Origin of the sequence: Candidatus Sulfidibacterium hydrothermale, from assembly GCF_020149915.1 — a bacterium.
Classification (GTDB): Bacteria; Bacteroidota; Bacteroidia; order Bacteroidales; family F082; genus Sulfidibacterium; species Sulfidibacterium hydrothermale.
This window is the reverse complement of the sequence record NZ_CP083760.1, coordinates 3,041,233-3,067,655: the sequence shown is the minus strand read 5'-3', so window position 1 is coordinate 3,067,655 and position 26,423 is coordinate 3,041,233. Positions and strand designations below refer to the sequence as shown.

Sequence of the window (26,423 nt, the reverse complement as noted above, 5' to 3'; positions counted from 1 at the left end):
AAGGAATCGGCTGGCAGGGAAGTGGCGTTTAAAACACCTCATGTCGTAATAACTTTTTGATTCTTGGTGCGAACTGGTATCCGCTAGTAACTTTTAGTAATGTAAGATATTAGTTTTGGTATTAGGGATAATAATAAGTATCCCGGTTTTTCTAACGGGAAAGGTTTTAATTTTTTATTGATTCAGGAGAAAAGAAAATAAAAAAGGCTGCCCCAACCGGGCAGCCTTCGTGTTTAAGCAAGGGTGAGTTGTTTATAGAGCCTTGTAAGTTTATGAGGGTTTTCAAATTTTACCAACTTTACTTTTTTACCTTTTTCCTGACAAATAGGGCAGTGCTTTAATTTCACCGGATAAATGTAGTTACATTCAGAGCAGTAGTAGTAATGAACCGGAACCGCTTTGTGTCTGTTCTTAAAAAGAAGAATCAAGCCGTATAACGGGGTAAGTACTAAACTTAAAATGAAGATCTTCAGTCCTTCACTGTGCCGCTCAATACCAATGGCTGTCAGTATAAAGGTAATGATTAAATAAACGCCAATTGCTAAGACCAACATCTGCTTTTGTTTTTGTTATAAGACAAAAGCAAAAACCGTGCATTATTTTATATATTATTGTTAATCAGTGCAAAACGTCTTTTTACGCGTTTTTCTTGCAAGTTGTAGTTAATGGTTTTCATAGAGGATTATACGATTTCGGAAAGCTTATTCTGTAAAATGTAGAACGGATATTCCTTTATTAACCGAACCGAACCAAAGATCTCCGGTAGCCGTTTTTAAAATGGCAGTAGTCCAGTTGGCAGCCAGGCCATTTGTTGCTGTATAATTTGTGATGGAAGTTCCATTGTATTCAGAAACGCCAAACTGTGTTCCAAACCACATCACCCCGCGGTCATCTTCTGCTATACATTCTACCTGATTATAAGCCAAGCCATTTTCCGTAGTGAGGGTAATTTGGTTTCCCTGGGGGTCCATTCGTAGTGCTCCGGCCATGGTGCCAAACCAAATATTCCCTTTTGAATCTTCAAAAACAGAAAAAACATAATTGGCCAGCGCTTTAGGAGAAAGATAAGTAGTCCAGGTTCCATTATAAAATTCAGAAACTCCGTACTCGGTTCCAAACCACTTGTGTTGGTTTTTATCCACCATAACCGATCGTACATGATTATTTACCAGCGCTTCTCCTCCGCTTTTTTCGTAATATGTCCATTGTTGTCCGTCAAAAGCACAAACTCCTTCGGCGGTTCCAATCCAAATCACATTGTCAGCATCTACGGCAATGGAGTGTACATCATTAGAAATTAAACCATTGTCCGTAGTGTAATTGGTAAAATGGGCTCCGTCGAATTTAGAAACGCCAAGCGGGGTTCCCAACCAGACATTTCCATTTTGGTCCACTGCAATGGAAGTAATTTTATGATAAATTAAACCATCTTTTTCCTGCCAATTGGTAAAATGGCTTCCGTCAAACATCGAAAAGCCATATTGGGTGCCAATCCAGATGTTTCCCCGTTGATCCTGGGTAAAACAGGTAATTTCGTTATTGATTAAACCGGAATTGGCTGAAGAGTAATATGTCCATTGTCCAACACCTCCGGGTCCCGGATTTTTGTTGCAGGACGTTGTGCTGAAAAAAACCGTTAGCATAACGGCAAAGATTCCCAAAACTAATATTCGTTTGGGCTCAAGTTTCATTCTTTGTTTCTTTTAAGTTTAATTTTATTTGAGATACTACCATATCAATAGCTACTCTGTTTTTCCCTCCTTCCGGAATAATTACGTCGGCAAATAGTTTCGTTGGCTCAATAAACTGTTGGTGCATCGGTTTTACATACGTGGCATAATGAGTTAAAGCATCATCGTAATTTCGGCCGCGTTCCTGAATGTCTCGCCGGATAATTCGCATAAGTCGCTCGTCGCTGTCAGTAGAAACAAACAATTTTACATCCAGTAATTTTCTTAATTCCGGATGGGTGAGGATCAAAATACCTTCTACAATAATAACATCTTTCGGTTTTACCGTTTGGGTTTCTTTAGCCCGGGCGCAGGTAACATAGGAATAAATGGGCATTTCGATGTTTTCTCCTTGCTGGAGTGCATGGATATGCTGAATTAAAAGCGGCCATTCAATAGAATTAGGATGGTCAAAATTGATCTTCAGCTTTTCTTCAGGACTTAAGTCGCCATTGTCATAATAATATGAATCTTGCGAGATCACGGCTACCGAATCCTGGGGCAATGAAGCCACTATTTTTTTTACTACGGTTGTTTTTCCTGAGCCGCTTCCCCCGGCAATACCAATAATGAGCATGAAATGAATGTTTTATTATATATATTCAAAAATAAAAAAATCGAACAGATCTGACATAAATAATTGCTTTTATTTTGACTTCTTCTCACAAAATTCGGTTAATACACCAAATGTTGAATGGGGATGAAGAAAAGCAATCTCCAATTCTTCGGCACCTTTTCTCGGAGAAGTATCAATCAGTCTCACCCCTTTTTCAGCGGCTTCTTTTAATGTTTCATCAATATTTTCCACTGCAAAAGCAAGGTGATGTATTCCTTCTCCTTTTTTGTCGATGAATTTTGCAATGGGACCATTGGGATCGGTACTTTCAAGAAGTTCAATTTTAGTTTGTCCTACTTTGAAAAAAGCGGTTTTCACTTTCTGATCTTTTACCTCTTCTACCCGGTAACAGGATAATCCCAAAACCTCTTCGTAAAATGTTATAGCCTCTTCAAGATTTTTTACGGCAATGCCAATGTGTTCAATATGTGTGAGTTTCATCTTTTGTGATGATTGAAAAATATTCAAAACGAATAATGAATTTACTTTTTCAAAAGTATTGAAAAAAGTGAAACCGGTCTTTATGCTTCAACAATGATTTGAGAAATATTTTGCACAGGAAACTCCAGCCGGTCTTCAAATCGAATCATGGCATTGATAAGCCTGATTTTAGAAAAAAGCGACAGATCTTCAGGACGGATAGAAGCGGTTATAATTTTTTCCTGGTATAACAAAGCCGCTCTTTGAGTACCTTTTAAAAGGGGATGTTCGGGTGTAATCCAGTCTTTACCATTAAAAAATAATACATTGCAAAACGAGGTGTCGGTAATCCGTCCGTTTTTTACAATCAGAATATCATCGGCATTTTTCCGTAATGCAAAAAGCCTATTTAATTGCTCTCTGTTTTCATATTTCGAAGAATATTCGATGGTATCTGCTTTTACCATCTGCAAACTTTGGATAGAAGGAAAGGAGTAGGGAATGAACCGAATTTCGTGTATTTGCTTGCTGTAAACAATTCTGCATTTGAATAATCCGGCAGGCTGGTCCGAAAAATTTTCTTTCAGCGCTTTGGATAATTTTTCTTTCAGGTTGATGTTAAAAGATGTCCCGAAATGTATTCTCTGGGTATGATCCAGGCGTTGTTGATGGAACATAAGGTTTTCGAACCGGCCGTTTTCAAGCCGTATAGTTTCAATGAAACGGCACATAGATTTTGTCGATTAGTTCGTTATATTCTTCTTCACAGTTACTTAAAGCGGTAATTCCGCCTCCGCTTTTGTAAACCAGGCCTTTTTCGGTTTTCTCAATAAAGCGAATCATTACGCCGCTGTTGATATTTTGTCCGTCAAAAATTCCCATAATCCCGGTGTAGAATCCTCGGTCATATTTTTCCGTCTCCCGGATGATCTCGAGTGTTTTCTTTTTGGGAGCTCCGGAAATGGAACCGGCCGGCAACAGAGCAAATAAGAGGTCCCCGGGCGATTTTTTAAATTCGGGCCGTATTGTCCCCTCTATTTCAGAACTCATTTGCAAGATGTCGTTTTTATGTGTTTGTATGTGATCAATGTATCGGAAACGGTTTACTTTCACATTTTTTGCTACGATGCTTAAATCGTTGCGGATCAGATCAACAATAGTAAAGTGTTCGGCTCGTTCTTTTGGGCTGGCCAGTAATTTTTCGCGGGCATTTTTTATCCGGGCATCGATGGTTCCTTTCATGGGAAATGACCGGATAAGGTTTGATTGTGTTTGGATAAAGATCTCGGGTGAGAAACAGACAAAACGATCACGAAACCATATTTTGTATTTTGCCTTACTGTTGAAAAAAAGTTGTTTCAGGTTTAAGTGAGTATCAATCCGGTGGGGCATGGTGAGGTTGAGCAAAAAAGTATCTCCTCTGCGGATGTATTTTTGAACCTGGTTGAACGCCTGGCAATAGCGATCTTTGGAAACCGGATAAATGCGAAAATCAGCCGGTTTTATTTTGGTATTTGCAGCAGGAGAAAAATTTTTAACCCCCTGTATATCAAACAGAATATCCTTGTTGCTGATTTCATCCAAAGGAAAAATTTCCGGTTGTTGTAATGCAAAATCCAGGACAAACAGAAAAGGCCGGCCGCTTTTTCCCCACCGGTTCATTTTTTCCCGGACGTATGCAGAAATGGATTCTTTTTTCACAGGAAACAAAATTAACCATTTCATCTTTAAACAGGAGTTATAAAGATTCTTTCCTGAAAAAGTGGATTCCCTCTGTTTTTCAATGGTGCTTTTTGGATTACCTTTGCAATAAAAAACGGTGTCGTTACTGATTATTGATAATTACGATTCATTTACTTACAACCTGGTGCAAAGTGTAGAACAGGCAGGTAATATCGATTTTCAGGTGGTGAAAAACGATCGGTTAATGAAAATTTCTTCCGGAAGTTTTGAAAAAGTATTGATTTCACCAGGACCTGGTGTAGCTGAAGAAGCCGGCGATTTGATGAAATTCATTGCTGCTTTTTATAAAACCAAATCTTTTTTCGGCGTGTGTTTGGGGTTTGAAGCCCTTTTAAGTTTTTTTGGTGCCAGGCTGAGTTTACTTCCTGCTCCTTTGCACGGTATTCAAAACAAAGGGTTGGTGATGAAAAATGACCGGCTTTTTAAAAATATGCCTGTTTCGTTTGATATTGGTCATTATCACTCCTGGTATGTGAAAGAAAATGATTTTCCTGTCGGTTTTGATATTCTGATGAAAGATGAAGCGGGAAGAATCATGGCTTTCCGGCACCGGAAATTTTTGCTTTATGGGGTGCAGTTTCATCCGGAATCGTATATGACCACTTTAGGAGATGAAATAATAAAAAACTGGCTCGAAATGTAAAACAAGGTAACATGGAACAGGTCGCTTTACGAAAAAAAATAATTGATGCCGGAATACGGCTGGTAAACGAACATCTTGTAACACGAAGCTGGGGAAACATCAGCGTGCGTGTAAATGATGATGAAATGCTGATTACTCCCAGTGGCCGTACTTACGAAAGCCTGAAACCCGAAGAAATTGTTTTGATGAATTACCATACATTTGATTATGAAGGAAAGATTCAACCCTCTTCTGAATTTTACCTGCATGCTTTTGTTTATCAACAGCGAAAAGAAATTAATGCGGTAATTCACACCCATCAAATGAATGCCACTACGGTAGCCGTGGCACGACGCGAAGTTCCGCCCATTATTGATGATATGGTTCAAATTATTGGTCCGTCGGTGAGGGTGTCAAAATATACCATAGCCGGAACAAAGAAATTTGCCAGGAATGCGGTAAAAGCTTTAAAAGGCAGGCAGGCCGCTTTGTTGGCTAATCATGGAGCAGTATGTGTCGGGCGTGACCTGGATGAAGCTTTTATTGTGGCAGAGGTGCTGGAGAAAGCCTGTAAAGCATTTATCGAAGCTGAATTTCTTGGAGGTTCCCATGCCATATCGCGGGTGACTGCCAAATTGATGCATGAAGTTTACCTTCGAAAATATTCCCGGTTAAAAGATAAAAACAAACTTTCTTAAGTGTAAGAATAAAAAAAGGGATGCTGGAGAAGCATCCCTTTTTTTATTTATTCTTAAACAGAAATTATTTACATTTTAAAACTTCTTTTACCTGATACTGAGCAGCTTTAACATTAGGTCCTTTCAAAACATGTTTAAATGCACTACAAGCAGCGGCTTTGTCGCCTTTGCCCTGATAAGCTTGTCCTAAAGTGTAATAAATATCTGATTTCTCAGAAGTCTGCATCGAAATGGCTTTTTTGGCAGCGGCAATGGCAGCATCCCATTTTTTCAGGCTTACATTAGCTACTGCGGTGTAATAATACAGATCAGCATTTGATGTTCCGTATTTTTTAGCATCGTTCAAATATTCCAATGCTTTTTCCGGATGCATTTTCTGAAGTTGTTCGGCACCGGCATTTAACAAAGAGGTAAAGGTGATATATTTTGCCTGACCATATCTTTTTCCGGCTTTCGGATTTGTTGCAGCCATTTGAGCCAGGTGATCAGTAGCAGCCATCATGGCAGCCATATCATTTTTTTCTTTGGCCAGGAAAACTTTTCCATAATAAGCATTGTAGCAATCGGGTTTTTCTTTCAATGCCAAATCAAACTGGGCAGCTGCAGCGTCCAGCTTTTTTTCTTTGATTAAAGAAAGACCTTTGGATGAATGAACCCGGGCAATATAGATGTGGGCGTAATTTTTTATTTTGGTGTTATTGGTTTTAGCAGCCATGGCTTTGGCTTTTTTCAGTTGAGCCACTGCCTGGTCAAATTCTCTTTTTTTGTATAAAGAAATCCCGTTCCAGAAATAAGAGTTGCCTAATTGTGTTTCTACTTGTGATTGTAAATCGGCAGCATCGGGACCAATGCTCTTACACATTTTCAATGCTTCTTCGTATAATTTTACTGCGCCGGCAAAGTTTCTGGCTTTGTATTGTGCTGTTCCCTGATTAAATTTTTCGCCGGCAACGGTGAGTGATTGGGCATACACACCCAGACTAAAAATCATAAGTCCCACCAGGAGAGTAGATTTTACAACTGTTTTCATCATTCTTAACGGATTTTATATTTAAAACAAAAAGTGCCGCAAGATAATAAAATCCTGTGTTTTACAAATGTTAAAATATTTTAAAGCAAAATTTGTGTGTTTTGTCATTTTGCCGTTTTGAATTTCTATCTTTCTTATATCTTTGCAGCCTGAAATAAAACAGGCCTCCTTAGCTCAGCTGGTAGAGCAGCTCACTCGTAATGAGCAGGTCGTGGGTTCGAGTCCCATGGGAGGCTCTCAACAAAAAAGCCGGATTTTTATCCGGCTTTTTTGTTGTCAAGTCAACTCCTATTTTTTCTTTCCAAACCATTTTTTCATAGCCACTTTCCCGGTGTATAAAGCATGATACATCGAAGGCACAATGACCAGGGTGAGGAAGGTGGCAAAGGTTAACCCAAAGATTACCGTCCACGACATGGGACCCCAAAAAGCGGTATTGTCACCGCCAAAAAACAGTTGTGGATCAAAATCTTTCATCAGGGTAATAAAATTGATATTTAATCCCACTGCCAGCGGAATCAATCCTAATACAGTTGTAATGGCTGTAAGCAGTACAGGACGCAAACGGGTTTTTCCGGCTTCCACAATACATTCCATCGCCACTGGCATGGGCAAATCGTCTTCTTCGGCAATACCCAATTCTTTTTTCTTCCGTAATTTTACCAGACCGATGTAGTCAATGAGCACAATGGCATTGTTTACCACCACTCCGGCCAATGACACCAGCCCGATTCCGGTCATCATCACCACAAAATCCATATGAAAAGTAGCCAGTCCGCCAAATACGCCGATGGTACTTAAAATAACACTGAACATGATAATGGCCGGCTTAACAAACGAGTTGAACTGCCCCACAAGGATGATCATAATCAATGCCAGGGCAATGAGCATGGCTTTCATTAAGAAATCCGCAGCGTCTTTTTGCTCTTTTTGTTCTCCTGTAAAGCTGTATTTATAGCCGGCCGGCATGGGATAACCTTTCAGCAGTTTTTTTATTTCGGCATTAATTTCATTGGCATTGTATCCTTTGATTACGTTAGAGTGGAGTGTGATTACCCGTTTCCGGTCGATCCGGGTAATGGCTCCGTAAGTTGACCCCAGTTTGTACGTGGCTACTGCCGAAATGGGCACCTGAATGATTCTTCCGGAGGAAGCCGAACGGAAAGTAATGCGCTGGTTCATTAAATCGGAAATGGTGTACCGGTATTTGTCGGCCAGCATCATCCGGATTTTGTATTCGTCTTCGCCTTGTTTAAAGTCAGAGATATCTTTTCCGAAAAGGGCGGTCCGGATGGCTTCGCCGATTTGTCCGGTGGATAAGCCAAAACGCCGGGCTTTGTCACGGTTAATTTTCACTAAGAGCTCCGGTTTTCCGGTGTTCAGGTCCATGGTCAGTCCTTCGATACCGGGAATATTTTTCCGGTTAATGAGTGCTTTGATACTGTCGGTAACCGCCAGCAGTGTGCCAAATTCTTTACCGCTGATTTCGATGTTGATGGGATAGCCTACCGGAGGTCCTTCGCGTTGTTTTTCAAGAGAGATGTTTACCCCCGGATAGCGCCCTATCAGGCTGTCGGCCAGCCGGCGCATGATCGTAAACGTATTGATTCCGTGCCGGTCCTGAAAATCCACAAAGTTAATGGTAATGATTCCTTTGTTGGGAGCCCCGCCGCGGCTGGTAAATCCTTCATTTTGTCCTACGGCTCCTTTTCCGGTTACTGTTAAAACCGATTTTACAATATTCATATCCGGTTGTATCAAACGATACACTTCGGCCTGAATGACCTGCATCATGGAGTCGGATACCCGGATGTCGGTGCTGATGGGCATTTCTGCCATCACATTAATTAGTTTCGGGTCTGAAGTCGGGAAAAAATCTACCTTTGGTTTGCTTCCAAAATAGAAGCCGACCGTGAGCAGCATGAGCAGAAAAGTACCGGCAATCATCCAGTACGCATTGTTTTTTCGTATGGCAAAACGGATAAATTTTAAGTAGGTATTTTCGAGCCATACAAGAAATACTTTCTGAAACCAAATAGCCAGCCGGGTGAGAAAAGCAAGGTTCAGTAATCCTAAAATTACGGCCAACACCAGTAACGAACCCACAACATTCCATTTGGCAATGAAAGCAATTATGGCCAAAATAGAAAATAAACCGGCCAGCCGGAGACTTCGTTTGGTTTTCGGCAACGGGTTGTTATCGCCGGGTTTATAAAAATCAACAAACAGTACCGGCACAATGACCAACGCGTTGAAAAGCGAAGCGGTCAGTACGACAATAAGTGTTACCGGAAGATATTTCATAAATTCTCCCATGATGCTGTGCCAGAAAACCAGGGGCAGGAAAGCAGCCAAAGTGGTGGCTGTGGATGAAATAATGGGCATCGCAACTTCTCCTACTCCTTGTCGCGCAGCTTCTTTTACAGGATAACCCCGTTGTACAAAACGATAAATATTTTCGGTAACCACAATCGCATTGTCTACCAGCATCCCCAGTGCAAGAATAAGGGCAAACAACACGATCATGTTGATTTTGTAATTGGCCATCCCCATTACCATAAATGCGATGAGCATAGACATGGGAATGGAAAAACCAACAATGAGAGAGTTGCGCGTGCCAAGAAACAGAAACAGGACAGCCACCACGAAAATAATTCCCATAATAATGCTGTTCTCCAGATTGCTAATCTGTTTCTTTACCATATCTGACTGGTCATTGGTGATGGTAATACGCAGGTTGTCCGGAATCATTTTGGTTTTGCGGGCTTCTTTTAGAACCTGAAAAACGTGGGCTGTGGTGGCCAGCAGGTTTTCGCCGCTTTTTTTCACGATCTGTAGAGTAACTACCGGTTGCCGGTCAAGATGTGAATAGCTGTCTCGTTCTTTAAAGCCGTAAACCACCGTGGCAATATCGCGCAGATAGACAATGTTTCCTTTTTCGCGTTTTACGATGATGTTGGCAATTTTTTTCGGGTCTTTAAACTCTCCGATAATTCGTACCGACCGGTCAATCTTCCCGATTTTGGCTTCCCCGCCGGAAATGGACATGTTTTCAAATTTGACGGCGTTTTCCACGTCGTTGAAACTTACCTGCATGGCTGCCATTTTAAACGGATTCAGGTAAATTTTTACTTCACGGTCGGTAATACCGGTAATGTTTACTTTGGAAACCTCATAGATTGATTCAAATTCGTCTTTCAAATCGTTGGCAAAACCTTTCAGCTCGCTTAAGCTGAAGTTTCCGGAGAGGTTTACGTTAATGACGGGAAATTCCGAAACATCAATATCGGTTACCTGCGGGTCGCTGGGTAAATCGTCAGGCAGATCTTTTTTGGCTTTGTCCACCGCATCTTTAATGTCGTCAAGTGCTTTCCGGATATCCACGTTGGTATGGAATTCCACAAAAATACTGGAAGCATCCTGCGACGAAATAGAAGTCATTTTTTTAATTCCTTTTACCGACTCAATTTGTTTTTCCAGAGGCCGGGTAACCAGATTTTCCATGTCGATAGGCGGGTTTCCGGGATAAATGGTTTGCACCATGACCGTCGGAATCTTGATGTCCGGAAAAAGTTCTTTTGGGAGCGATACGTAAGCAATAAAACCGAAAATGATGGTCGCTACGGTAAATAGATACACCGTGTTTTTATTATTTAGCGCCCATGTGGAAAGCTTAAAATCACGGACTACTTTTTTATTGGAAATATCTTCTTTTGTATTCATGGGTTACATTTTTTAAATGCCGGTTGGCCAGGAGAATAGGGCAACCATTATTTTTGTATGTTGAGTAAAGAACCGTCTGATACGTTGTTGTATCCTTGTGTGATTACTGTATCGCCGGGTTGTAATCCGCTGGTAATTTCTGTTTCCTGGTTAAAAGTTTTTCCGATTTTCACATATTTTTTCCGGGCCACCGGTACGTTATTTTCGGTTGTGGTAACATACAGGTAGTATCCCTGAATGTCTTGTCGGAGTATGAAGGTAGGAACCACCAGCGCTTTGGTGTTGGTGTAGTCTTTAATCCGGATAATGGCCAAAAGATTTGGTTTTAAAAGTTGCCGGGGATTATCAATCTTTAACTGGATCTTAAACGTTCGGCTTTGTTTATTAATGACTTTTCCGATGCGATAAACTTTTTTGTGGAGAACAATGGAAGGAAAGGCCGGAAACCGGACATCTACCGGATCACCTTCATGAAGGATAGGAAGATAAGCTTCCGAGATCTGGGCATTGACATATAGTTTCTTAAGGTTGACCACATGAAACATCCGCTGACCCGGAATAGCCATTTCGCCGGTTTTGATATCGATGGCATCCACATAGCCGTCAATTGGCGACTTAATAAAAGAACGTTCATACTGGGTTTGCAATGTGGCCAGTTTGTTCCGGAGACTTTCGTATTTGGTTTTGGCTTCAAGGTATTGAATCTCGCTGCCAATATGTTTTTCCCACAGCGATTTTTGTTTTTGATAAGTATAAGAAGCCAATTCCAGCGAAACTTTCAGCTCGCGAATGTTATCCTGCATGACATCCGAATTTAAAACAGCAAGCAGCTGCCCTTTGCTTACACGGTCTCCCTCGTTTACCATAATTTTTTCCACTTGTCCGTTTACCTCCGGGCTGATGTAGGCTTCGTGAACGCTTTCTATTTCGGCCGAAGCATCAAAATAATGGTGAAAAGTTGTGGGAACAACTTTCATCACGTTAACGGTTATTTTTTTTCCTGTATGCAGAATTTTCCCCCGGTTTATCCGGTCTAATTTTTCCTGTAAAGCAATAATTTTTTTATTGATGGCTGCCACCTGTTTTTGGTAAGCTATAATTTGTTGCTCGATTTCCGATTTGTTTTGGTGGGTACAGCCAGCCAACAAAAGGAGTGTTACAGCAAGGAATACATATTTTTTCATGGGTTGTATTTTTTCGTTGTTTTTACCGGTAATTTTTATTTTAAGATTTTCAACTGGTTCATGTGTTCTTTCAGGTAAGCCAGCCCTTTTTCGCTGAGTACGCCATATAAATGATAAAAGAACATCTCCTTGAAAAGATCTTGCGAGAAGATTTCTTCCTGCGAGAAAAGATCACTTTCCGGAAGGCTTTCTACACGGAGAAGGTATAATCTCGAAATCAGGTCTTCGTTGAGGTCTTTTCGAAAATAGCCCTCTTTTTTTCCGCGTTTCAGGTTGTCCAGGGTACTTTCGATGATTCCTTCACGTTTTCTCTTTTTCACCCACGCCCAAATTTGGGGGTAATATTTTTTGAGGTCAAATTCGAGCGACGGGTTGAATTCTTTAAGGATGCTTAAATAATATTTGAAGATGTAGAACAGTTCGTCTACGGCATTTTTTTGTCCTTTTTTTTGCGACTTGAAATAGGCTACCTTTACGTTGATCAGATAATCCACTACGGCATTGACTAAAGCAGATTTATCGGTAAAATGGGTGTAAAGTGTTTTTTTAGAGATTCCCAGTTCGCGCGAAACATCGTCCATAGTAATGCTTTTGATGCCGTATTTTTTGTATAGTTCGGCAACCTGTTGAATGATTTCCTGTTCGTTTTGTTTTGACATGATTCTTGATTATTGTGCTTTGGTTAAAATGATTTCCAGTTTTTCTGCTGATTGCAGGAGGTTAAGTCCGGCAGTGATATAATCGCTTTCTGCTTTAAGAAATTGGTTATGGGTATTGAGCAAATCCAGACTCGATGCCATCCCGTGAGTGTATTTTGTCGTTGTTTTACGGTAGATTTTTTCAGCTACTTTCCTGTTTTTCAGTTTGTTTCTATAAACGCTCAAGGCGTTGTAAAAATCATTTCTTAATGTCTGGTACTGAATGGAAAGTTGGGCTGCTGTCTGGCGTTGCAAAACCTGAGCCTGTTCGTAAGCAATTTTTGCCTGTTTAAGTCGGGCTGCTCTTCCGCCGCTGGAAAAAATGGGAATATTCATACTGATACCGAGAAAAGAGCTTTGAAACCATTTTCCGCTTTGAAAAAAATCCCATTGGTCACGTTGGGCCTGTGTTTGATAATTCAGTACGGCGTTTAGTGATGGAATAAACTCCGATTTGGCCAGTTTTACTTGTAGGTTTCGTAACTCTTTTACCTTATTTACTTCTTGATAATCTACATTATTAGCCAGTGTAAAATGCTGTAACAGCAGGGGGTCATGCGTTTTTTTGTAGATTAATTCCGGAAGGGTTTCGGTAAGAACGATACTGTCTTTTTCGCCCAGTCCCAGATAAAATTTAAGAAAGGCACGGGCAACACCTGTTTGGTTTTTCAGAAAAGTTCTTGATGATTTTAAGTTGGAAACCAAAAGGTTAAGCTGATCTACATCGACATCTTCTGCCATTCCGGCTTTGTAAATCTGTTCGGTTTCGTTGGCTAATTTTTGTGTAATCTGTAAAGTAGAATCTACAATGCGAAGGCTTTCTTCGGCCGAAAGAACATTGAAATAAGCATTGGAAACCTGCTCTTTTACAGCCAGTTTGTTCTTGAAAAACTGTTTGTCGGTTCGCTCAAGCGAAACTTTTGCCGCTTTCAGGCCAACAAAATAGCGTCCGTCAAAAATGAGCTGTTTTAGCGTTCCGGTAAGTCCGGCGCTGTATCGTGTTCCAAATTGAACGGGAATTCCTTCGCCGGGTTGTCCGGCTACTTCGCCCGGTAAAATGAATACCGGCCGGGCAATATTGTCTTTGTAATCAACGGAAGCGTCAATCTGAGGTAAGCCCTGTGCTATTTGTTCTTTGATTTTTTGTTTGGCTATTTCCAGGTCTTTACCGGCATTAATTATTCCCCAATTGTGCACCATGGCAAAGCTTACGGCCTGTTGTAACGAAAAATGCCTAACGGGATGAGCTGCTGTATCGCTGGTTTGGGCCAGCAGATTTCCAGATAAAAAGTAAAGTAAAATAAGAAGCGCTGGATATTTTTTAATCATGGTTTGATTTTTTGATTCCGGTGCAAAAATAAAAAAAATACACGCCGGAAACTATTTTAACAAAAAAAGTTTCCTAATTTTATTTTTGTCCCCTTTTTAGTGGCGATACCTTAACTTTATGTGAAAAAATGTTGTTTTCGGTATCCGATGCACAGGCGTTGCTGTTTTTCTATTATTTTTGGCAAAAAATTTTAACCATGGCACAAAAGAAACCGGGTAAAGAAAACAAGGGACATGCTCCCATGCAGTTTGCCTTTCAGCGCGAGAACTACATTTATATGTTTATCGGATTGGGTTTGTTGGTTTTGGGCTTTTTGATTATGATTGGCGGAGGGTCTGATACGACTACAAAATTTAGTCCTTCCATATTTGATTTTCGACGGCTTACCCTGGCTCCCATTCTGATTTTGGCCGGTTATGGCGTGGAGTTGTACGCCATCATGAAAAGACCCAAAGAAAAATAAAAACCATTCAAAATGACCTGGCTGCAAGCTTTAATTTTGTCGGTGGTGGAAGGACTTACCGAATTTTTACCGGTTTCGTCCACCGGACACATGATTCTTACCGAGGGAATTCTCGGAATGAAAAGCAATGATTTTATACAGGCTTTTATCATTAACATTCAGTTTGGAGCCATTTTGTCGGTAGTGGTTTTGTACTGGAAGCGTTTTTTCCAGTCGCTTACTTTCTACTATAAATTATTTGTGGCTTTTTTGCCGGCGGCTTTTTTCGGGTTGTTGCTCAATAAATATATTGACCAGTTGCTGGAGAGTGTGTATGTGGTGGCCGTTATGTTAATCTTGGGAGGAATTGTTTTGGTGTTTGTGGACAAGTGGTTTAAGAACCCTTCTGAAGATCAGGAAGTAACCTATAAAAAAGCCTTGATTATCGGGTTTTACCAGGTGTTGGCCATGATTCCGGGAACTTCGCGTTCGGCGGCTACAATTATTGGTGGAATGACCCAAAAACTGAGCAAAAAAACAGCGGCTGAATTTTCTTTTTTCCTGGCGGTTCCTACCATGTTTGCGGCATCAGGATATAAATTGCTCGAAAACTATAAGGCCATTCATTACGACAACATCGGAATTCTTATTTTTGGAAACGTGGTGGCTTTTATAGTAGCCCTGATTGCCATTAAGTCATTCATTCGTTTTTTAACGCATCACGGATTTAAATTATTTGGTTATTACCGCATTGTGGTTGGCCTGATCATTCTGATTTTGTATGCTTTTGGTGTTAACTTAAGCATTTCCTGATGGCTTTTGATTTTGTAAAAGGGGAGGTTTTACTGATTGATAAGCCGTGGGGATGGACCTCCTTTGATGTGGTGAATTCCTTGCGTTATTTTATCAAAAGAGTATACGGGTTAAAAAAAATTAAAGTGGGACATGCCGGAACCCTGGATCCGCTGGCCAGTGGGTTACTGATTATTTGTACCGGAAAAATGACCAAGCAGATTGACCGTTTTCAGGGAATGGACAAGGTTTATACCGGAACCATGCAGCTGGGCATGACAACCCCTTCGTATGATAAAGAGACCGAACCGGATCATCATTTTGATATTTCCGGATTAAGTCTGGAAAAGCTACGTGAAAATACAACCCGTTTTACCGGTGAGATAGAACAGATTCCGCCTCTTTATTCGGCCATTAAGATCAAAGGAAAAAGAGCGTATGATTTTGCCCGGAAAAAAGAAGAGGTAAAACTCCGGCCGCGGAAGGTGACCATTCATCAGTTTAAGATCTTGAATTATGAGCCTCCGCAAGCCGAATTTTATGTGCAATGCAGTAAAGGAACGTATATCCGGTCGCTGGTGCACGATTTTGGAAAGAGCCTTCAGAACGGAGCCACCCTGCTTGCTTTAAAGCGTATACAAATTGGCGATTATTCTCTTTCCGATGCTTTATCGCTTGACGATTTAAAGAAAAAAGTACTCGAAGAAACCGGTTATTCTTTTGATGCCGAAAAGTAAAGAACTGGTTTCCACAAAGCTGAAAAAAACTTTTCTTGACAACGCCTTTAAAATGGCTTACCTTTGCACGCTTTTTAAACCCGACGCGGGGATTCGTTTTTTTCGGAAAAATAAAGGAAGAAAACCTTTTGCCAAAGGTTAGAAAAATGAAAAAAGCGAATCGTGATTGTTGAGGTTAAAAAAGAAACATTCAATAAGGAGGTAAATATTTTACCATGAAATGTCCATGAATGAATAACGCGAAAACCCTGTGGGAGAAGGTTATTCAATCGTGGGCTTGTTACTTTTGATTAGTGAAATACAAAATTATAAACAAATGAAATTATCACAATTTAAATTTGATTTACCAAAAGAATTAATAGCCAGTCATCCGCCCAAAGACCGGGAAGATTGTCGAATGATGGTGGTGGATAGAAAAAAACAGACGGTGGAACATAGGAATTTCAGAGATATTCTGGAATATTTTGACGATGGCGATACGTTTGTGATAAATAATACCAAAGTTTTTCCGGCTCGTTTGTATGGTGAAAAGGAAAAAACAGGAGCAAAAATTGAAGTTTTTTTGCTGCGTGAGCTGAACCGGGAAAGCCGGTTGTGGGACGTGATGGTCGATCCTGCCCGAAAAATAAGAATTGGTAATAAACTGTATTTTGGTGAAGATGAAACCCTGGTGGCAGAGGTTATCGATAATACCACTTCGCGGGGCCGGACTCTTCGTTTTTTGTTTGATGGCCCTTACGAAGAATTTAAAGCTACCCTGAAACGGCTGGGAGAAACCCCGTTGCCGAAAATTCATGGCCGGCCGGTAGAGCCAGAAGACGAAGAACGTTTTCAAACCATTTATGCTAAACACGAAGGGGCTGTGGCTGCTCCTACCGCCGGATTGCATTTCTCGCGTGAATTGATGAAACGTCTTGAGATTATCGGGGTAAATTTTGCTGAAATCACGTTGCATACCGGTCTGGGGAACTTCCGTGAAATTGAAGTGGAAGATCTTACCAAACATAAAGTGGATTCCGAAGAATTGATCGTTACCCCTGAAGCAGCTGAAATCATTAACCGCTCCATCGAAAACAAAAAAAGAGTAGTGGCCGTGGGAACAACCAGTATGAAAGCGCTGGAATCAACCGTTTCCATTACCGGAAAAATCAAACCATTCAAAGGATGGACCAACAAATTCATCTTTCCGCCTTATGAGTTTAAGACAGCGCATGCAATGGTTACCAATTTTCATTTGCCCTATTCTCCCATGTTTATGATGGTAACGGCTTACCTCGGATACGATTTTGCTTTTGAAGTATATCGTCAGGCGATCAAAGACAAATACAAATTTTTCACCTACGGTGATGCCATGCTGATTATTTAGGTCAGATTTTTTAAAGAAACGAAAACCCGGTGAATGCCGGGTTTTTTATTTCCTGTCGGTTTCCGGGGAGAGGCAAAGCATTTTTAAACAGGGTTTTCATTACTTTTGCAGCCCAATTATTTTAATGATGACGGCAAAGGATATTGAAATTATGGCACCGGTGGGCTCGTACGAGTCGCTAACAGCGGCTATTCAGGGAGGCGCTGATGCCGTGTATTTTGGCATTGGAAACCTGAATATGCGTTCCCGTTCATCAAAAAACTTTACCCTGGACGATTTGGTAAAGATTTCGGCCATTTGTCATGAAAACAATATCCGGTCTTATATTACGCTGAACACGGAAATCTACGATGAAGATCTTTCGCTGATGCGGGAGATTGTAGATGCTGCCAAAGAAAATCAAATTACGGCTGTTATTGCTTCAGATCAGGCTGTTATTCAGTACGCTTACCAGAAAGGAGTAGAAATTCATATTTCCACACAGAGCAATATCTGCAATATTGAGGCGGTAAAATTTTATTCCCGTTATGCCGATGTCATGGTTACGGCCCGCGAATTACGGCTCGATCAGGTAAAGGCCATTACTACGGCCATTCGAGAACAGGATATCCGGGGGCCGCGCGGAGAGTTGGTCCAGATTGAGATTTTTGCTCATGGTGCTTTGTGTATGGCTGTTTCCGGAAAATGTTACCTGAGTCTTGATAACCTGAATTCTTCGGCGAACCGTGGTGCCTGCTTGCAGCCCTGCCGTAGAAAGTATACGGTGAAAGATACCGAATCGGATTTGGAACTGGTGGTGGACGGAAAGTACATCATGTCACCGAAAGATTTGAATACCATTGCTTTTCTGGATAAAATCTTGGATGCCGGGGTGCGGGTGTTAAAACTGGAGGGCCGTGGCCGTTCGCCGGAATATGTAAAAATCATTTCGCAGACTTATCGTGAAGCGGTAAATGCCTGGTTCGAAGGAAACTATACTCCGGAAAATGTTGCCCGGTGGAATGCACAACTCTCGCGGGTTTATAATCGTGGTTTTTGGGATGGTTATTATCTGGGTCGAAAATTGGGCGAATGGACCGAAGATTATGGTAACCAGGCGACTGAACGAAAAATGTATATCGGAAAAATTACCAATTTTTATAGCAAAATCGGGGTGGCTGAGCTTAAAATGGAAACCGGTCAGCTAAAAGTCGGCGATAAAATTATGGTAATCGGCAGCACCACCGGTGTTTATGAAGACTCTCTTTCGGAGATCAGACGGGAGCTGGAACCGGTTACTGCAGTGAAAAAAGGAGATATTTGCTCCTTTCCGGCCAAAACGTTGCTGCGACGGGGTGATAAATTGTATAAAGTAGTAAAGGCGGATGCTTCTATCCCCAATCTTATTCAGCATTAAGTTTTAAAAAATAAAAAAAGCGCTCCGAAAAACAGAGCGCTTTTTTGTACCCGAGGCCGGGGTCGAACCGGCACGAGTGTTACCTCACTGGTTTTTGAGACCAGCGCGTCTACCAATTCCGCCACTCGGGCTTTTGATATGAACGGGCGGCAAAGATATAAAAAAATCTTTTCTTACTCATGAAAGAAAAATCATTCCTTTTGAAAATTTCCATGAAATTTTTTGTGCCTGGTGCAAAACAGGCGTGTTCCGGATGTTGTTGTTAACTTTTCTTTCCCCGTGGAGGTTTGTTCCGGCTTTTGCGATGAAATTTTTTCTGGTTTTCATGGGAATGGTTCCGTGAATGCTGCTTTCCTTTCCGGGGAGAATTTCGTGAAAAACGCCGTGGAGCGGATTTGGGATTCCATTTCGGGCCTTCTCCCAGTTCGGCCGGCAAGGGAAGTTTCATTACGTCATAACCAATCAGGGCTTCAATTTGTTGAAAGCTACGCATGTCGTTTTCATTAATGAGCGTAATGGCCAGACCGGATGTGGCAGCTCTTGCTGTTCGTCCTACGCGATGCACATAATCTTCTGCATCGCCCGGGACATCGTAGTTAATCACAATGTCAATATCCTTAATATCAATGCCCCGGCTCAAAACATCCGTAGCCACCAAAACACGTACCCGTTTCGAACGAAAACCACGCAGTACTTCTTCGCGTTGATTTTGTTCTAAATCGGAGGAGATGCCTTCTACCTGAAAGCCTTTTCCCCGTAAGCCTCTTACAATATCGTTCACCTTTTTTTTGGTGGAGCTGAAGATCAGGATGCTTTTTACATCGGGTTTGTCGGCCAGCAGGTGAATGATCAATGGCGTTTTCTGATTTTCATACGTGAGATAGGCTGCCTGCAGGACGCCTTCAGCCGGTTTTGACAGCCCGATGGTAATTTCAACAGGATTCTTTAATGCTTTGGATGCCAGTTGCTTGATTTTGGGTGGCATGGTGGCGCTAAACATTAACGTTTGGCGCTCTTTGGGCAAATAGGTAATGATTTTTTGAATGTCATCGTAAAATCCCATATCCAGCATACGGTCGGCCTCGTCAAGGATCAGGTATTTTACATGGTCAAATTTTACATAGCCCATGTTCAGATGCGAGATAAGTTTGCCGGGCGTAGCCACGATAATTTCCGTTCCGGAAGTGAGTGCCCGTTTTTGTTGGTCCCATTCCGAACCGGTACCGCCGCCATAAATCGCCATGGATTCTACAGGAGTAAAATAGGCAAAGCCTTGTATTTGCTGGTCAATTTGCAAGGCCAGTTCGCGGGTAGGAACAATGACCAGTACTTTGGTTTCGTGTGTATTGTCTTTGGCCAGTTCGTCTAAAACCGGTAAGATAAAAGCTGCCGTTTTTCCTGTGCCGGTTTGGGCACAGGCAATTAAATCTTTATGCTGTTGAATGGCCGGAATGGCTTGTTCCTGGATAGGTGTAGCCTCTTCAAAGCCCATAAAAGAAATGGCTTCCAACAAATTGTCGGACAAATGGAGTTCTTGAAATTTCATGAAATGATTCTCGTATTTATGTAGGAATTTCCTGGCGGCAAAGGTAAGAAAATTCCGTAATGAGATATTATGTTGTCTTTTGGGCTATCCGCGCAGGGTAGCAATCAGGCGTTTGGGGTTTAAAAACAGTTGTAAGGCATCGGTAATTTCCCGGCAAACGACATCGGCGGCAGCCAGGGTATCATAAGCTGCCCCTTCTTCCTGTAACAAAACAATTCCTAAAGCGGCTTCTTTCAGCATAAGGTGGTCGTTTCGTCCGTTTCCTATGGCAACCGTTTTTTCTGCTCCCAATTTTTGAATGTATTGCTGTTTGGCTTCTGCCTGATTTTCTTTTGGTAATATTTTCAATGTACAAGGCAGGTTTTCCAGTTCTTTTGCTGCCAGCCCGAAAGTGTCGGCAGTTACCACGTGAATTTCAAAAAAATGAGCCAGTTCTTGCAGCAAGGAATCTACTCCCGGCAATTTTTTGCCGTCTACGGCCAGAGTACCGTTATAATCAAAAACGAGGTATTCGATTTGTAGATTCTTCCATCCGGGAATTTGAAGTGTCCACATGGTTGCTAATGTTTAAAAAGTTTGATGATATCGTTTCCGTTAGCTAAAATTAACAGGGTGAACAGGATAACCATTCCCACGATTTGGGCATATTCCAGAAATTTGTCGCTGGGTTTACGCCGGGCAATGATCTCGTATAGCAGGAATAACACATGGCCTCCGTCCAGTGCCGGAATGGGTAAAACATTCAAAATGGCCAGCATGATGGATAGGAAAGCGGTTAGTCGCCAGAAACTTTCCCAGTGCCACTGGGCCGGAAAAATATTACCAATGGTAATGAATCCTCCTACATTTTCGTATGCTTTTACTTTCGGCGAAAAGATGAGTTTCAGCTGTTTCAGGTAATTTCCGATACCAGCCCAGGTGCGTTCGAAACCGGCCGGAATGGCCTGAATAAGATTATATTTCTTTTGATTCAGATGGAAAAAGTCATTTAAGTTGCTTTTGGGATAAACTCCCAGAAGGCCGTCACTTCCCAGGTGAACTTTTAGCCGGAGGGTATCGTTCCCTCTTTTGGCAATCAACAAAATGGTTTGATTCTTATGCTTTTGTACTTCCTGACGGAAAGCATCAAAATATTTCAAATATTTTCCGTTGATACCGAGTAAAGTATCGCCGACTTCCAGCCCGGCTTTTTTGGCGGCGGAGTTTTTTGTAAAGTTCCCGGCTACAAAAGGAATACGTGGCGCCAGAAAATAAGGCGATTTCTGTTTGATCAGCTGGCGAAGGCTTCCTTCGGGAAAATGGATAACCACCTTTTTTCCGTCCCGGAGAACGGTAGCCGTTTGGGCTTCGTTCAGTACAATTTCCATGGGGATTTTCTGAAAATCGGTTACTTTTTTCCCGCCGATGGTCAGGATCTTATCCCCGTTACGAAATCCCATTTCCCGGGCCAGGCTGTCGGCTACAATTCCGTATTTGTTTACTTCTTGTGTAGGCAGATATTCTTCGCCGTAATGTGCCAGTAAACCAACGTAAATGATGATAGCCAGTACCACATTCATGGTTACCCCGCCCAGCATGATAATGAGTCGTTGCCAGGCCGGTTTTGAACGAAATTCCCACGGTTGCGGCGGCTTTTTCATTTGTTCTTTGTCCATGGATTCATCAATCATCCCGGCAATTTTCACATAACCGCCCAGCGGAATCCATCCCAGACCGTATTCGGTGCCTTTGTAATTGAATTTAAAAATGGAGAACCACGGATTGAAAAACAGATAGAACTTTTCTACTTTGGTTTTAAAGATTTTGGCTGCTGCAAAATGCCCGAATTCATGGATGATAACCAGGATAGACAAGCTTAACAGCAACTGTAATATTTTGATGAGTACGACCATGCTTTACGTTGTTACTTTTTTGTTTTTTGTATGTATTCTTTTGCCTTTATCCTGCATTCTTTATCCGTGGAAAAATAATTTTCCAGTGTGGGATGAGCTACATACGGAAGCGTTTGCATGCATTTTTCAATAATATCGGGTATGTTCATAAAACCGATCTTTTTTTGAAGGAATGCTTCCACCGCTATTTCGTTGGCAGCGTTAAGAATACAAGGCATATTCCCGCCTTTTTCCATCGCTTCAAAAGCGAGTGCAAGGTTACGAAATTTTTTGATATCCGGCGTGGTAAAAGTGAGCTGTCCCACGGCAGCCAGATCAAGCCGGGGATACGGATTCTGAAGCCGTTGCGGAAAACTTAAGGCGTATTGAATGGGAATGTGCATGTCCGGTTGGCTCAGTAATGTTTTTACGGCTCCGTCCTGAAAGTAAACCAGGGCATGAACTACCGACTGCGGATGGATCAGGAGTTCGATTTGGTGCGGTTTTAATCCGAAAAGCCAACGGGCTTCCATGACTTCCAGCCCTTTGTTCATCAATGTAGCAGAATCGATGGTGGTTTTCGGCCCCATTTCCCATGTGGGATGTTGCAGTGCTTGTTCCGGAGTGATGTTTGCCAGTGATTCCGGATTTTCTCTTGAAAAAGGGCCTCCTGAAGCGGTAAGAATAATTTTTTCGGGCAGATTGCCTGTTTCTCCAATCAGACACTGGAAGATGGCCGCATGTTCCGAATCGATGGGAATAACCGGAACCCGGTTTTTCCGGGCGGTTTCCATGACGATCTCACCGGCAATGACCAGTGCTTCTTTATTAGCCAATGCCACCGGCTTTTTGTTTTCCAGTATCGCCAGCAGGGGTTTGAGTGCATGAAACCCGAGAATGGCCATTACAGCCAGGTCAATACTTTCCATAGCCGCAATTTGCCGGATAGCCTCTTCACCTGCATATACTTTTATGCCTTCCGGTTGCAACGCATCGGCCACATATCGGTATTTATCTTCATTGCCGATAACAACCGCGTTGGGGGTAAATTGCCGGGCTTGTTCAATGAGAAGGTCGGCACGGTTGTTAGCAGTAAGTACTTCAATTTCAAAGAAGTTACTTTGTACTGCAATCACTTCCAGGGTTTGTTTGCCGATGGATCCCGTTGAACCGAAAAGGGCAATCTTTTTCTTCATGAAAAAATCATTTAAAATTGATATAGTTGACCGGGTTTACCGGTTTGCCGTTGTACCACAATTCGAAATGGAGATGGGGACCGGTAGTTAATTCTCCCGAATTTCCGGCGATGGCTACCGGTTCGCCGGCTTTTACCAGATCGCCTTCGTGCTTGAGTAAAACCGCATTGTGTTTATACACGGAAAGCAGGTTGTTGGCATGCTGAATAATCAGGACATAACCAGTTTCAAGTGTCCACCCGGAAAAAATAACAGTGCCGTCCAGTACTGATTTCACGGCGTCGTTGTGTGGGGCAACAATGTCAATTCCGTAATGTTTTTGTAGCGGATCAAATTTGGAAGTGATAATTCCGTTGAGCGGAAGGAAAAAGTTCTGTTGGTAAATTTCTGCATTTCCTATGTATGGGGCTTTCCCGGGGAAAAGATTGAAACGGGTTTGATTTTCAAAAGAAACACGCAACAGGCTGTCTTCAGGTGATTTGCGATCGGTAATGGTGTCGTAATTTTTGGTTTTTACTTCCGGTGGCGGTGGCGGAGCCGTGTTTTCTTTGTTTTCAATAATACGCTTGATGTTTTGTATATAAAGCGACTTTTGCCGGGCATCGGCCATCAGTGAGTCGGCCAGCCGGTTTAAATGATAGAGTTCTTTTTTTTGTTCAATGTCGGGGTATCCCGGAATATACTCTTTCAACGGAGTATAGGCGATGACAAGAAAAGTAATGGCAATGAAAGAGATGGCCATAGCCACTAAAAACAGCAGCACCTGAAACCGGCTTAGTTTAAAACTGATTCGCTCTTCAAAAGTAATTTCATTAAAAAGAACAAACCGGTACTTATGGCGGAGTTTACGGAACCATTTTTCTTTTTTCGGTGGTGTTTCCATTCGTTTGCAATGTGGGGACAAAGGTAAAAATTACACGGGAAACGGAACGGTTTTTATCTGATGGGTTTATTGATTCCGGTAAAACCGATAAAAATGGTTTTTGTGCCTGTCTGGACGATTGTTTGTTGGGTAGGTCTGCCTTTAGCTCGTCTGTTTAATGCTTGCAGGTTTGGTTAACCTTTCAAGTCGGACCAGACTTGAAAGGTTGAGTTAAAAAACCTTTTCTAACCGGAGTTTCACGTTTTCACTTTTCAGGTCTGGTTCGACCTGAAAAGAGATGCTTGCGGCAGGGATGGTGCGGATAGCCCGCAGGGCGGGGCCGGCTGGAGGCTTACGGAGGCGGGGCGACCAGCGGAAGCCCCCGCCAACGCTTAGCCGACACGGTCTCCGGCCGAGGACTATGAGCAACCAGCCCGTGAAAGCCTGTGGGCCTGCCCGCCCAAAAAATCATGAGCCTGATAAAATCATGTGTGTTAAAAGCTTGTATCTTTGCAGCCTGAAAATGAGAAAAGATTGGTGAATTACTGTTTAAATTATCATCTGGTAAAGAAAAACGAAAAACCGAAGGCCATGAGCGGAAAAACATTTGCTGAGAAAATTTTTGGCGCCGAAACGGGCAGCATTGTGTTTAAAAAGCCGGATATTATTTTGTCGCACGACAATACGGCTTCGATTTTTAATACCTTCCGGAAAATGAACGGCGAGAAGGTGAAATATCCTGAGCAACTGTTGATTGTGCTGGACCACAATGCGCCGCCGACATCGGCCAAACTGGCTAACCAGTATCAACGTATCCGCGAGATTGTGCACGAGCAGGGCATCACCAAATTTCATGATGCGGGCAAGGGAATCTGCCATCAGATTATGGCCGATTATGCCAAGCCGGGCATGCTGATTGTAGGCAGCGACAGCCATACCTGTACGGCGGGGGCTTTTAATGCTTTTGCTGCGGGGATTGATCGTACCGAAACAGCCGGACTGTGGCGGCAGGGCGAAACGTGGTTTCGTGTGCCGGAATCGCTGAAAATTACGCTGCACGGCAAGCTGCGGCCGGGGGTGTATGCCAAAGATATTTCGCTGTGGATTATCGGGATGATTGGTGCCCGCGGGGCCGATTACATGTCCATTGAGTACCACGGCGACGGGGTGCGTAACCTGACGGTTTCGCAACGCATGACGCTGGCCAACCTGGCGTCGGAAATGGGGGCCAAAAATGCGGTTTTTCCGCTGGACGATGTGCTGCGTGAATATCTCGGTGACAGCTATTCGGGCGAAGGCGTTTGGGCCGATGCCGATGCCAAATATGCCAAAGAAATTGAAATTGATTTGTCGGAACTGTTTCCGGTGGTGGCAGCGCCACACCAGGTGGACAACGTAAAAGCGGTATCGGAAGTGCAAGGCACACCGTTGCACGAAGCTATGGTGGGAACCTGTACCAACGGACGGCTGGAAGACCTGCGGGTGGCGGCCGGAATTATGAAAGGGAAAAAGCTGCCGCAGGATTTCCAGATGGTGATTGTGCCGGCTTCGCAGAAAATTTATCGCCAGGCGATGAAAGAAGGGCTGATAGATATTTTTCTGGATGCGGGCGCCAACGTGCTGTCGGCATCGTGCGGACCGTGTCTCGGAACGGGGCAGGGTATTCCGGCCGATGGTTACAACGTGATTTCGACGGCCAACCGGAACTTTAAAGGACGCATGGGCAACAAAGAAGCTTCGATTTACCTGGCTTCGCCGGCTACGGTGGCTTATTCGGCACTGGCCGGCAAAATTGTGGACCCGCGCGGCACGGAACATCACGATAAATTCCCCTATTCGTTGCCGCAAACCAATACGGTAACCATTGCCGAAGACGATAACCGCCGCATCAACGGGGTGTGGAATTACAAAGATGTGAATGACCTGAACACCGACCAGATGTTTGCCGGAAACCTGACATACAGTGTGTTGAGTTCGGAACCGGAAAAGATTATGCCGCACCTTTTTAAAGGTTTCGATGTGCATTTCAGCGAGCGGGTGCAAAAAGGCGACATCATCATAGCGGGTTCCAACTTCGGTTGTGGCAGCTCGCGTGAACATCCGGCCGTGGGACTGGCTTACGCCGGCGTGCAGGCGGTGATTTGTAAATCGGTGAACCGGATTTTTTACCGCTCGTCGGTGAACCAGGGACTGCCGATTATCCTGCTGCCGGAAGCGGTGGATGCTTATCAGCCGGGCGACACGGTTTCGGTGGACTTTAAAAACGGGGTGATAAAAATTAATGACAAAACTTTTCATTTTGCTCCGTTACCGGAAAAGCTGACGGGTATTTTTGAAGCCCGCGGACTGGTGAACTATATTCGGGAACATGCCCGTTAGAACGACTAAAAAATTCTGCTATCAAACTACTTAATTCTAAAA

Annotated in this window: 24 protein-coding genes and 2 tRNA genes; 9 read left to right on the top strand and 17 right to left on the bottom strand. The window is 42.7% G+C overall.

Translation table 11 applies throughout. The annotated features are described in order from the left end of the window. Nucleotides 1-233: 233 nt before the first annotated feature. The 6 genes from LA303_RS12610 to LA303_RS12585 all read right to left on the bottom strand — a co-directional run bounded on the left by LA303_RS12610 (nt 234) and on the right by LA303_RS12585 (nt 4,491). The gene (locus LA303_RS12610; protein ID WP_240525734.1) at nt 234-554 is read right to left on the bottom strand and encodes a hypothetical protein; all 321 of its coding nucleotides are present in this window, start codon (nt 552-554) and stop codon (nt 234-236) included. A gap of 147 nt (nt 555-701) precedes the next feature. Beyond that, nucleotides 702-1,691, bottom strand: coding sequence for a ligand-binding sensor domain-containing protein (locus LA303_RS12605; protein WP_240525733.1), 990 nt, complete (start codon nt 1,689-1,691; stop codon nt 702-704). Beyond that, nucleotides 1,681-2,307 (bottom strand): uridine kinase, encoded by a 627-nt coding sequence (udk, locus tag LA303_RS12600; protein ID WP_240525732.1) that lies wholly within the window; start codon nt 2,305-2,307, stop codon nt 1,681-1,683. Before udk ends, LA303_RS12605 begins: the two co-directional genes overlap by 11 nt. Before the next feature lie 69 nt (nt 2,308-2,376). After that, nucleotides 2,377-2,787 (bottom strand): methylmalonyl-CoA epimerase, encoded by a 411-nt coding sequence (mce, locus tag LA303_RS12595; RefSeq protein ID WP_240525731.1) that lies wholly within the window; start codon nt 2,785-2,787, stop codon nt 2,377-2,379. A gap of 80 nt (nt 2,788-2,867) precedes the next feature. Further along, entirely contained in the window at nt 2,868-3,497 is a 630-nt protein-coding gene (locus LA303_RS12590; RefSeq protein ID WP_240525730.1) for an aminotransferase class IV, read from the bottom strand. Beyond that, entirely contained in the window at nt 3,481-4,491 is a 1,011-nt protein-coding gene (locus LA303_RS12585) for an aminodeoxychorismate synthase component I (RefSeq protein ID WP_240525729.1), read from the bottom strand. The genes LA303_RS12590 and LA303_RS12585 overlap by 17 nt, the downstream gene beginning before the upstream one ends. A 94-nt stretch (nt 4,492-4,585) precedes the next feature. Between LA303_RS12585 and LA303_RS12580 the strand changes: the two genes are divergently transcribed. Both LA303_RS12580 and LA303_RS12575 read left to right on the top strand, forming a co-directional pair. Next, nucleotides 4,586-5,152: an anthranilate synthase component II gene (locus LA303_RS12580; RefSeq protein ID WP_240525728.1), complete on the top strand. Its 567-nt coding sequence runs from the start codon at nt 4,586-4,588 to the stop codon at nt 5,150-5,152. 11 nt (nt 5,153-5,163) lie between these two features. Continuing rightward, nucleotides 5,164-5,829, top strand: a complete 666-nt coding sequence (locus LA303_RS12575; RefSeq protein WP_240525727.1) for a class II aldolase/adducin family protein — start codon at nt 5,164-5,166, stop codon at nt 5,827-5,829. A gap of 64 nt (nt 5,830-5,893) precedes the next feature. Here LA303_RS12575 and LA303_RS12570 read toward each other — a convergent pair whose 3' ends face one another. Next, entirely contained in the window at nt 5,894-6,862 is a 969-nt protein-coding gene (locus tag LA303_RS12570) for a tetratricopeptide repeat protein (protein WP_240525726.1), read from the bottom strand. Nucleotides 6,863-7,022: 160 nt separating this feature from the next. On the opposite strand from LA303_RS12570, the gene LA303_RS12565 reads away from it, so the two are divergent. After that, a tRNA-Thr gene (locus LA303_RS12565) sits at nt 7,023-7,095 on the top strand. 52 nt (nt 7,096-7,147) lie between these two features. On the opposite strand, the gene LA303_RS12560 is transcribed toward LA303_RS12565, so the two are convergent. The 4 genes from LA303_RS12560 to LA303_RS12545 are packed head-to-tail and all read right to left on the bottom strand — an operon-like array spanning nt 7,148 to nt 13,793. Further along, nucleotides 7,148-10,582, bottom strand: a complete 3,435-nt coding sequence (locus LA303_RS12560) for an efflux RND transporter permease subunit (RefSeq protein WP_240525725.1) — start codon at nt 10,580-10,582, stop codon at nt 7,148-7,150. 47 nt (nt 10,583-10,629) lie between these two features. Next, complete coding sequence (locus LA303_RS12555; protein WP_240525724.1) at nt 10,630-11,766, bottom strand: efflux RND transporter periplasmic adaptor subunit; 1,137 nt, start codon at nt 11,764-11,766, stop codon at nt 10,630-10,632. A 35-nt stretch (nt 11,767-11,801) separates the two neighbouring features. Further along, the gene (locus LA303_RS12550; protein ID WP_240525723.1) at nt 11,802-12,425 is read right to left on the bottom strand and encodes a TetR/AcrR family transcriptional regulator; all 624 of its coding nucleotides are present in this window, start codon (nt 12,423-12,425) and stop codon (nt 11,802-11,804) included. 9 nt (nt 12,426-12,434) lie between these two features. After that, nucleotides 12,435-13,793: a TolC family protein gene (locus LA303_RS12545; RefSeq protein WP_240525722.1), complete on the bottom strand. Its 1,359-nt coding sequence runs from the start codon at nt 13,791-13,793 to the stop codon at nt 12,435-12,437. A 197-nt stretch (nt 13,794-13,990) separates the two neighbouring features. On the opposite strand from LA303_RS12545, the gene LA303_RS12540 reads away from it, so the two are divergent. The 5 genes from LA303_RS12540 (at nt 13,991) to LA303_RS12520 (ending at nt 18,527) form a co-directional block, all read left to right on the top strand. Then, nucleotides 13,991-14,257 (top strand): DUF3098 domain-containing protein, encoded by a 267-nt coding sequence (locus LA303_RS12540; RefSeq protein WP_240525721.1) that lies wholly within the window; start codon nt 13,991-13,993, stop codon nt 14,255-14,257. 12 nt (nt 14,258-14,269) lie between these two features. Next, nucleotides 14,270-15,049, top strand: a complete 780-nt coding sequence (locus LA303_RS12535) for an undecaprenyl-diphosphate phosphatase (RefSeq protein ID WP_240525720.1) — start codon at nt 14,270-14,272, stop codon at nt 15,047-15,049. Beyond that, entirely contained in the window at nt 15,049-15,765 is a 717-nt protein-coding gene (gene truB / locus LA303_RS12530; protein WP_240525719.1) for a tRNA pseudouridine(55) synthase TruB, read from the top strand. Before LA303_RS12535 ends, truB begins: the two co-directional genes overlap by 1 nt. Nucleotides 15,766-16,081: 316 nt before the next feature. Beyond that, nucleotides 16,082-17,131: a tRNA preQ1(34) S-adenosylmethionine ribosyltransferase-isomerase QueA gene (gene queA, locus LA303_RS12525; RefSeq protein ID WP_240525718.1), complete on the top strand. Its 1,050-nt coding sequence runs from the start codon at nt 16,082-16,084 to the stop codon at nt 17,129-17,131. A gap of 127 nt (nt 17,132-17,258) precedes the next feature. After that, a complete protein-coding gene (locus LA303_RS12520; RefSeq protein WP_240525717.1) occupies nt 17,259-18,527 on the top strand; it encodes a U32 family peptidase in 1,269 nt (422 codons plus the stop codon). 47 nt (nt 18,528-18,574) lie between these two features. On the opposite strand, the gene LA303_RS12515 is transcribed toward LA303_RS12520, so the two are convergent. From LA303_RS12515 to LA303_RS12490, 6 genes are all read right to left on the bottom strand, one after another. Further along, a tRNA-Leu gene (locus LA303_RS12515) sits at nt 18,575-18,658 on the bottom strand. Between the two features lie 131 nt (nt 18,659-18,789). Then, on the bottom strand, nt 18,790-20,073 hold the full coding sequence (locus LA303_RS12510) for a DEAD/DEAH box helicase (protein WP_240525716.1): 1,284 nt from the start codon (nt 20,071-20,073) through the stop codon (nt 18,790-18,792). Between the two features lie 84 nt (nt 20,074-20,157). Further along, on the bottom strand, nt 20,158-20,628 hold the full coding sequence (locus tag LA303_RS12505; RefSeq protein ID WP_240525715.1) for an HAD family hydrolase: 471 nt from the start codon (nt 20,626-20,628) through the stop codon (nt 20,158-20,160). Between the two features lie 5 nt (nt 20,629-20,633). Next, nucleotides 20,634-21,965, bottom strand: coding sequence for an RIP metalloprotease RseP (gene rseP / locus LA303_RS12500; RefSeq protein WP_240525714.1), 1,332 nt, complete (start codon nt 21,963-21,965; stop codon nt 20,634-20,636). A gap of 11 nt (nt 21,966-21,976) precedes the next feature. Further along, entirely contained in the window at nt 21,977-23,140 is a 1,164-nt protein-coding gene (dxr, locus tag LA303_RS12495) for a 1-deoxy-D-xylulose-5-phosphate reductoisomerase (protein ID WP_240525713.1), read from the bottom strand. Between the two features lie 7 nt (nt 23,141-23,147). After that, entirely contained in the window at nt 23,148-24,023 is an 876-nt protein-coding gene (locus LA303_RS12490) for a M23 family metallopeptidase (RefSeq protein WP_240525712.1), read from the bottom strand. A gap of 570 nt (nt 24,024-24,593) precedes the next feature. Between LA303_RS12490 and LA303_RS12485 the strand changes: the two genes are divergently transcribed. Next, nucleotides 24,594-26,381, top strand: coding sequence for a homoaconitate hydratase family protein (locus LA303_RS12485; protein WP_240525711.1), 1,788 nt, complete (start codon nt 24,594-24,596; stop codon nt 26,379-26,381). The last annotated feature ends 42 nt before the right edge of the window (nt 26,382-26,423 follow it).

Excerpts from the sequence above, each read along its gene's own strand:
- dxr (WP_240525713.1), bottom strand. The coding sequence starts at position 23,140 with ATGAAGAAAAAGATTGCCCTTTTCGGTTCAACGGGATCCATCGGCAAA.
- LA303_RS12605 (WP_240525733.1), bottom strand. The coding sequence starts at position 1,691 with ATGAAACTTGAGCCCAAACGAATATTAGTTTTGGGAATCTTTGCCGTT.
- LA303_RS12535 (WP_240525720.1), top strand. The coding sequence starts at position 14,270 with ATGACCTGGCTGCAAGCTTTAATTTTGTCGGTGGTGGAAGGACTTACC.
- LA303_RS12555 (WP_240525724.1), bottom strand. The coding sequence starts at position 11,766 with ATGAAAAAATATGTATTCCTTGCTGTAACACTCCTTTTGTTGGCTGGC.
- udk (WP_240525732.1), bottom strand. The coding sequence starts at position 2,307 with ATGCTCATTATTGGTATTGCCGGGGGAAGCGGCTCAGGAAAAACAACC.
- queA (WP_240525718.1), top strand. The coding sequence starts at position 16,082 with ATGAAATTATCACAATTTAAATTTGATTTACCAAAAGAATTAATAGCC.
- LA303_RS12485 (WP_240525711.1), top strand. The coding sequence starts at position 24,594 with ATGAGCGGAAAAACATTTGCTGAGAAAATTTTTGGCGCCGAAACGGGC.
- LA303_RS12585 (WP_240525729.1), bottom strand. The coding sequence starts at position 4,491 with ATGAAATGGTTAATTTTGTTTCCTGTGAAAAAAGAATCCATTTCTGCA.
- LA303_RS12570 (WP_240525726.1), bottom strand. The coding sequence starts at position 6,862 with ATGATGAAAACAGTTGTAAAATCTACTCTCCTGGTGGGACTTATGATT.
- LA303_RS12610 (WP_240525734.1), bottom strand. The coding sequence starts at position 554 with ATGTTGGTCTTAGCAATTGGCGTTTATTTAATCATTACCTTTATACTG.
- LA303_RS12520 (WP_240525717.1), top strand. The coding sequence starts at position 17,259 with ATGACGGCAAAGGATATTGAAATTATGGCACCGGTGGGCTCGTACGAG.
- LA303_RS12560 (WP_240525725.1), bottom strand. The coding sequence starts at position 10,582 with ATGAATACAAAAGAAGATATTTCCAATAAAAAAGTAGTCCGTGATTTT.
- LA303_RS12505 (WP_240525715.1), bottom strand. The coding sequence starts at position 20,628 with ATGTGGACACTTCAAATTCCCGGATGGAAGAATCTACAAATCGAATAC.
- mce (WP_240525731.1), bottom strand. The coding sequence starts at position 2,787 with ATGAAACTCACACATATTGAACACATTGGCATTGCCGTAAAAAATCTT.
- LA303_RS12590 (WP_240525730.1), bottom strand. The coding sequence starts at position 3,497 with ATGTGCCGTTTCATTGAAACTATACGGCTTGAAAACGGCCGGTTCGAA.
- truB (WP_240525719.1), top strand. The coding sequence starts at position 15,049 with ATGGCTTTTGATTTTGTAAAAGGGGAGGTTTTACTGATTGATAAGCCG.
- LA303_RS12545 (WP_240525722.1), bottom strand. The coding sequence starts at position 13,793 with ATGATTAAAAAATATCCAGCGCTTCTTATTTTACTTTACTTTTTATCT.
- LA303_RS12575 (WP_240525727.1), top strand. The coding sequence starts at position 5,164 with ATGGAACAGGTCGCTTTACGAAAAAAAATAATTGATGCCGGAATACGG.
- LA303_RS12540 (WP_240525721.1), top strand. The coding sequence starts at position 13,991 with ATGGCACAAAAGAAACCGGGTAAAGAAAACAAGGGACATGCTCCCATG.
- rseP (WP_240525714.1), bottom strand. The coding sequence starts at position 21,965 with ATGGTCGTACTCATCAAAATATTACAGTTGCTGTTAAGCTTGTCTATC.
- LA303_RS12550 (WP_240525723.1), bottom strand. The coding sequence starts at position 12,425 with ATGTCAAAACAAAACGAACAGGAAATCATTCAACAGGTTGCCGAACTA.
- LA303_RS12490 (WP_240525712.1), bottom strand. The coding sequence starts at position 24,023 with ATGGAAACACCACCGAAAAAAGAAAAATGGTTCCGTAAACTCCGCCAT.
- LA303_RS12510 (WP_240525716.1), bottom strand. The coding sequence starts at position 20,073 with ATGAAATTTCAAGAACTCCATTTGTCCGACAATTTGTTGGAAGCCATT.